The 468-nt window shown below is 37.6% G+C and carries 1 protein-coding gene; it reads left to right on the top strand.

The annotated features are described in order from the left end of the window. Positions 1–352 precede the first annotated feature (352 nt). Positions 353–468, top strand: a 116-nt coding sequence (locus EVJ34_RS16025; protein WP_145963241.1) for an AAA family ATPase, incomplete at its 3' end; no start/stop codon positions are given.

Raw genomic sequence — 468 nt, 5'->3', positions numbered from 1 at the left:
CTTAAACCAAGTTCAACATCACGTTATGCCACGTTATGCGCAGTCTTTAATTATTGAAGAAACGGAGTTAAGAAACAAAGGAACATTGCCTGCGGCTTCGCTTGTAAAAGAAGCTCTCTACAATGGCTCTTTGTTAATTGAGTTGATGCAAGGCTAGGTTAAGTGAAAAAATCGTAACAAAAGTATTTTTCAGGCGTAAATCTGTCAATTGATCATTAACGAATTCTCTATTTTTGACCAATTAACTAAAAAATTGAGCTATCTCAAGCCACCATAAGCAGTGTTACCCTAAACTCTAATCTCTGTCATTTTTTATGAACCTGATTTATCTGTCATAACGGAAGTAAATTATATGTTAACACGCTTTTTTGTTACGGGGACAGATACCAACGTGGGTAAAACTGTTGTAACCCGAGCACTTCTTCAGTCATTAAATCGTGGCGGGTCAACGGCAGTGGGTTATAAGCC

The sequence above is a fragment of the Exiguobacterium sp. SL-9 genome (assembly GCF_004336985.1).
Classification (GTDB): Bacteria; Bacillota; Bacilli; order Exiguobacteriales; family Exiguobacteriaceae; genus Exiguobacterium.
This window is presented reverse-complemented; position numbering and strand designations above follow the sequence as displayed.